Annotated in this window: 5 protein-coding genes and 2 pseudogenes; 2 read left to right on the top strand and 5 right to left on the bottom strand. The window is 38.2% G+C overall.

The genetic code is table 11. From position 1 onward, the window contains the following. Nucleotides 1-242 (top strand): annotated as a pseudogene (locus CWB65_RS15580) (TonB-dependent receptor); the annotation flags it as partial. Between the two features lie 143 nt (nucleotides 243-385). Here CWB65_RS15580 and CWB65_RS15575 read toward each other — a convergent pair. Beyond that, nucleotides 386-1060: an NADPH-dependent FMN reductase gene (locus tag CWB65_RS15575; RefSeq protein ID WP_008131041.1), complete on the bottom strand. Its 675-nt coding sequence runs from the start codon at nucleotides 1058-1060 to the stop codon at nucleotides 386-388. A 182-nt stretch (nucleotides 1061-1242) separates the two neighbouring features. On the opposite strand from CWB65_RS15575, the gene CWB65_RS15570 reads away from it, so the two are divergent. Next, a complete protein-coding gene (locus CWB65_RS15570) occupies nucleotides 1243-2760 on the top strand; it encodes a leucyl aminopeptidase (RefSeq protein WP_138740944.1) in 1518 nt (505 codons plus the stop codon). Between the two features lie 43 nt (nucleotides 2761-2803). Here CWB65_RS15570 and CWB65_RS15565 read toward each other — a convergent pair whose 3' ends face one another. The 4 genes and pseudogenes from CWB65_RS15565 to CWB65_RS20270 all read right to left on the bottom strand — a co-directional run. Beyond that, complete coding sequence (locus CWB65_RS15565) at nucleotides 2804-3388, bottom strand: lipoyl domain-containing protein (protein WP_138740943.1); 585 nt, start codon at nucleotides 3386-3388, stop codon at nucleotides 2804-2806. Nucleotides 3389-3525: 137 nt separating this feature from the next. Continuing rightward, complete coding sequence (locus CWB65_RS15560) at nucleotides 3526-4539, bottom strand: DUF5924 family protein (protein ID WP_138740942.1); 1014 nt, start codon at nucleotides 4537-4539, stop codon at nucleotides 3526-3528. Nucleotides 4540-5229: 690 nt separating this feature from the next. Then, nucleotides 5230-5787, bottom strand: coding sequence for a cytochrome b (locus tag CWB65_RS15555; RefSeq protein ID WP_138740941.1), 558 nt, complete (start codon nucleotides 5785-5787; stop codon nucleotides 5230-5232). A gap of 378 nt (nucleotides 5788-6165) precedes the next feature. Then, nucleotides 6166-6510: pseudogene (locus CWB65_RS20270) on the bottom strand (transposase); the annotation flags it as partial.

Genomic DNA, 6510 nt, shown 5'->3' with positions numbered 1-6510 from the left:
TGAACTCGGGGCGATTCAAGCGCTCAAACCCGCTAACGGTAGTTAATAGCTCTGTGAGCTATAAGCAAACTCATTGGAAAGTAGACTTTGAATTACTTAACTTGTTTAACAGTACCGACCACGATATAGATTACTATTATGCATCGCGTTTAGCCGGTGAGCCCGCTCAAGGCGTTGAAGATAATCATTTTCATCCTATTGAGCCTAGAACTGCACGCCTAACACTTAGTTTACTGTTTTAGTATTTATTAACGCAACAGCTATACTGTATATGAATACAGTATAGCTGTAAATGGGTACTTATTTGCTCCATTTCGCCTAACCGGTTTCTTTACTTTTTGATGACCCAAACAGTACAAATACATATAATTTAAATTACAGTAACTTAATTAGTAGTTGTTTTAGGCGCATTTCGCTGCGCGGGGCTTGTTTTAAAGCTTGCAATCATATTATGAGGGTTTTTACATTCAGCCTGTATTTTAGCGGCCTCAGCCCACCATATTAATTGATTAAATGTACGAGAAAAATAGTTAAACCACGAGGTCTGATCATCATCAGTAGCAAACTCTCCAAGCTCGTTAAACACATCCTGTGCCTTTGGAACATGAATCATCGACGATACTGGTAAACACCCAAGTTCTGATAAAAAAGTGCGCATACTAATTGCAGCACGAACCCCACCCCACTGCCCAGCAGAATAAGAAACAATCGCACTGGGTTTATACGAAAACAGTGAACTACCAAAATGATTGAGAAGATCTGCTAATGCAGGGCTCATAGAGTGATTATATTCAGGGCTGATCATTATGTAGCCATCAGCAGATTTAATTTTATCAGCCAAGTTGTTAAGTTTAGTGGGGGCATTGTGCTGTGTATATGCAAAGTGGGGTTTAAATACAGCGTCGTTTGGGTAATCTAACGCATCAATTATTTCAAATTCATGTTCACTAAAGTGTGACTGCAAACACAATAAACATGCTTTACTAACTCTACTTCCAAGACGTACTGGTTTAGGGGGGGAGCTCTCACGCACAGTGCCTAAAAACAATAAAAACTTCATAATATAACTCCATGTAAACATTTTGTTTTACATTAAGCCTAGTATCACCGACATGCAAATAAATTTATAACGTATTTTTTATGCCGTTATACGTCGCTCTTAATTGCCGTTTCAGCTTATCGCACTTAACTAAGCACTCAAAAATAGGTAAAAAACAGTTTTAAATTAATCTTAGGTGAACGATGAAACACATAATTAAAGCCTCTCTCTTAACGCTAGCAATAAGCGCTAGTTTAAATACACACGCAGCACAGTTTTCGTTTTCTTCTAAAGTAGACAACGATGCACATACATTAATTGTGTTTTATAGCCAAGATGGAAAAAACAATCAATTTAAAAACCTCGACAAACAATTTAATGGACAGCTGCAACGTATAATTGATGTTGAAAACTTTGAAGGTAAATACGCCAAAACAACACAGCTGATTGCCCCGCTTAATAGTAACTACAAACGTATATTAGTTGTCGGAACTGGTAAACAAAACGAGTTAAATAAAGCACGCATTGCTAAATTAGGCGGAAACGTGCACGCTCAATTAGTTAAATATAAAGCAGATACCGCCAATGTATTATTTGACGATGTAACGGGCGTTGATGCAAACCATTTACTTGCTGCAAACTTTGCGCATGGCGCGAACCTGCGTGACCATCGCTTTGAAAAATACAAACAAACACCTAGCACGCAAACAGTGACTTACTCGTTTGATGTCGATCGCACAAAAAAGACGAAAGCAACGTATAAACAGCTAGAAAGTATTCAGGCCGGTGTATTTTTAGCACGCGATCTTACCTCTGAAGTAGCCACTGAAATGACGCCAGTTGATTTTGCAAATGCTGCAAAAGAGCTTGAATCGTTAGGCGTGACCATTACAGTTTTAAAGCCTGAACAACTTAAAGAGCTTGGTATGGGCGCATTAGAAGCCGTTGGCCGCGGTAGCGATCAGGGTGCTCGCTTAGTCGTTGCACATTATAAAGGCTCTAACGACGACCCCATTGCATTAGTAGGTAAAGGTATAACATTCGACTCGGGCGGTTATAGTATTAAAACAGGTGCATCTATCGCACGTATGAAATCAGACATGGCAGGCGCTGCAGCTGTACTCGGTACGGTTAAAGCAATGGCTATGGCCAAAGCCGACAAAAACGTTGTAGCTGTAATGGGTATGGCGGCAAATATGGTTTCGCAATTTGCAGTAGCACCTGGCGATGTTGTTCGAACAGCTGAAGGCTTAAGTGTTGAAATACTCAACACCGATGCCGAAGGCCGTTTAGTTTTAAGTGATGCAATGTGGTATGCACGTAAGCACTTCAACCCAAGCATAATGATTGATGTAGCTACACTTACTGGTTCAAAAATTCGTGCCGTTGGTAACGAGTATGCGGCTGTTTTCTCAAAAGACGACACACTCGTAAATCAGCTAACACTTGCTGGCGAGCAGGTAAACGAAAACCTATGGCGTTTACCATTAGGTTATAAAGATATGCTTAAATCAGACATTGCCGACATAACAAACGTAGGGTCTGGCGGACCTGGCGCAACCACTGCAGCAACGTTTTTAGAGCATTTTGCGGGTGAAACGCGTTGGGTTCATATTGATATAGCAGGTAACGCGTTAGTTAAAAAAGGAAAAGGTGAACTATCACCTGGCGGCACAGGCTATGGTGTACGCTTGTTAAGCGAATGGCTATTAGCTAACTAATTTTATTTTACGCCAAAAGCCCACGCTTTTGGCGTTTACTCCACTAATTAAATATAAAGCGACTCGCTGTTACACCAATAATAATGCCTACCACTAGTACAGCAACCATATAAAACACCCCTTTACTCTCACCACTATGGCTTACTTCTTGAGGTAGCTGTGCTCTGGTGTCTATTTTAGATTCTGTATGTGGCGTATCATTATGTTTATCCAAGCAAGCCTGTTTGGGATCATCAATCGTTGCATCTAGATTTATTATTTCATTATGAATGGGTGTTTCAGTGTCTGAGCTCTGAATATCATGGGTGTTAATTTGGTCTACGTCGCTGGTGTTATTTTGAAATTCAGGTTTATCACTCAAAGGGGCTTGTATTAACTCCTCAGTTACTTCGTCATATTCAAACTGCATCACCACTTGGTTTGAGCTAACCTGCTCACCTTCATTTATATTTATCTTGGTGACAACTCCGTTAGCCATAGCAACAATTTCAAGAACAACTTTATCAGTTTCCACATCAAGTAATGTGTCATCTTTTTTTACGTGTTGCCCCTCAGTCACATATATTTTTGTAGCCAAAGCAGACATTATTGGTTCGGGTAAATGAGGTATTAAAACATCACTGTTCATCGTTCTTCCTTGCTTAATAAATGTAATAAATTTACTAATACAGCCTATCAAGCCCTTTGATAGTTAACAATAATTTTTTAATACGTACAGTCCCTATTAATTTATTAATGCTTAAGCACATTTTTGTGCAACTTGTTTTAATGCGTCACCGTAAATTTAGTTAAACCAATTAACTGGCCTGATTCAGTCATAACCTTAACTTGCCATTTTCCTGCCGCGTTTTGTGGAAAATTTACTTTGTGTGTCCATGCTCTATAACCACTTTTACGCCCACCGCTGATATTAAGCGCTATTTTATCTACCTGCTTTTTATTGTGTGTCCATACATGAAATATCTTTTCGTTTAACCCTCGCGGTGCTCTTACCGCTGTCCATGTATAAAGCCCTTTTGCGTGTAACGAGCGTTCATTTAACGAGTTAATATTTCCTATCGGTTTTTTACTTTGCTCATTTACCTCATGCGCTAATGTAATGCTTGTTAGGTGCAGCGCGGCAGGTGGAACAAAGCTTCTTAATTGCCATATGCCTACACTCAAACTGAATAAAATTATTGCTAAAATAGGTAAACGCCACCACGGCGCATTAGGCATTAAATTAGTAAGACTAGGTAAAGTTAATACTACGGCTATAACTAATGCAGCCGCTAAACTTTGACTAGTAGTTAAGCTAAACAAAATAGGCAAGGTAACAAGTAAAACTACAAACAAAGCGAAGTTATGAAACACCGTAAATAGCGTTCTATTTTTAGCTAATTTTTTGTAATAGAAGGGATCAATAACCGATGCAACCGCACACAAAATAATAAGTGATGTAAATACTGCTTGAGGATGGTCCCACTGGGTAACAACTAAAAAAAATGGCAGCGCAAAAAACAAACTCTCTTGCTGAATCATTTGTAGAGCAAAGCGTGTTACATTAGGTGAAACACTCACACCAAATCGTTCTTCAACTTTATCACGAAGCCAATTATCTACAATTAACCACAACCAGCTTATAAGTAAAACTAAAGCAACAACTTGCGCAAACGACTCCTTTCTATCAACTAGCACGTAGCTTGTAATACCAGAGCAAAACGCTAAAACAGCCAGTAAGCCCGGTCGTTTTTGCATTGCATTAATAAATTGAGTAATCAACGATTTTATTTTGTTCATTTGTTCGCTTTGTAAGTACCAAATGCACTTTATTATTATGAAGTTAGTTATAACAGATTAGCTAAACAAAAATGAACAGAACATAGATAGCCCAATAATATTTTTAATATTGAGAAACTAAATAAGAGCGTGGGGCTATTTTGGTAAATTGTTTATGTGGCTCAATTACAAATTATGCAAATAAAAATCTATTGTACACTCACAAAACCAACACAGTTTATAAGGACGGCACTAATAACAAATACTCAAGATACATTTAAAGCGTTCTAACTAAGGCCTTTGAGCAACTGAACGGTAAATGCTGTTTAAACAAAGGCCCAGCTAAAAACAAACCACGTTATTGATTTGTGGTAGAGCTTTTTTTAAATTGAGATAAACCCCAAAATAGTATGCCAGTGCCAGCACATGAAAGAAAAAAGAATAACCCCAAACCTAAAGGGGAACCCCAATTTAAAATATGATATAAAAATTCCATACCCTTGCCTTCAAAAATTGAATTTAGCAAACAGTAACCCAATAATTATAAAAATACTAACTAAAGCTTTTAAAGCTAAAAGAGCAACATTTGGTTCTTTGCTGCTAACGCACTCAAATAGTTTAATTTTAAAACGCAACGTTTAGGGATGTACCAGCTAAATATCAGTCACCAAACATTAAAGGTAAAATTAAAGCTCGGCTCCGTTCATTTTATTATTTATAGTATTTCGGCAAACGCATTCGCGATACCGTATTATCAGCCAAAACATAATGGTGAAACAAAGCCGCAGCCGCATGTAAACCTATTACGTAATACCCCACTTCCCCTGCGGTTTGATGTATCTCTTTAATACTTTTAGCGAGTTCAAAGTTTTGAGCGGCCAATGCAGGCAACTCTAAACCAAAAAACGGGATGGGTTTACCTGCTAAACTCAAAATTAACCAACCAGCTATAGGCATAGCAAACATAAACACATACAGCGCAATATGAACAAATGTAGCTAATTTATTTTGCCATTTTGCAGGCTCAGGTTGTATGGCAGGTGCTGCGCCACCCACTATACGCGCAACTAACCTCACACTAACTAAAGCTAGCACCGATAAACCCAACATAAAGTGCCACATTTTAAAGGCATCACGCGTTTCAGTGCCTTTATCAAATAATTCACGTAGCTCTATACTGCCGTAAACAGTGACAATTAAAATAAACATAAGCCAGTGTAAGGCTATAGAGAGTGTATTGTAATGAGTCGTTGTGTTTTTAAAATTCATAATAACTCCTAAAAAACGAATTAAAGTTAAAAGCTCACTTATGCGTATAAGTACATGTTTACAGGCTAAACTTTAATCACTCACTGCTTAATGATCTAAAACATAAAATGAGTTACTAAGTCAGTTCAATGGTTTAATGATTCTGGAATTTAAGTATTAGTTACAATAACTGAGCAAACTTAAAATAAACTTAAATACTAGGCATAAAAAAACAGCAACCTAAAGTTACTGTTTTAAATATCAACGTGTGTTTAAAAGTAATAAACCGCTAAAATTGAATGAGTTTCTGAGTCTTCAGTCTTTGTTTGCTAACCAATACTCGTACAGTTCGCTCTTTGATGTCTGAAGTCAAGATTTGACCCCTTTGGTTCTTGGTTCTTGCGTAAATAGTGGCTCAATCTGTTCGTGCATTTTGGCTACGAAACCCGCTATTGATGTGTAATGCGGCTGAATATCCCCTGACACACTCATGAACAGAATATTGTTCTCACAGGCCTTGGCTATTCGGCGGCTACTTATTAACCCTTGCGCATAACCGAGTAAATAATCTTTAACATGACCGTGGGCGGATACGCCGCAGCACCCGTTTTATCGTTGTTATACCACGCGTCAAAGCCCGACAAGTCGAGTTTATTTTCGACAATATAACAAAGCGCATATTCAAAGGTACCTGGTAAAATTTGCTCAGCGAAATTGATGGGGATGAATTTACTTTGGCAGGAT

The sequence above is a fragment of the Pseudoalteromonas sp. S554 genome, from assembly GCF_005930865.1.
Taxonomy (GTDB): Bacteria; Pseudomonadota; Gammaproteobacteria; order Enterobacterales; family Alteromonadaceae; genus Pseudoalteromonas; species Pseudoalteromonas marina.
Note: the sequence above shows the minus strand (reverse complement) of the source record. Positions and strands in the feature narration are given on the sequence as shown.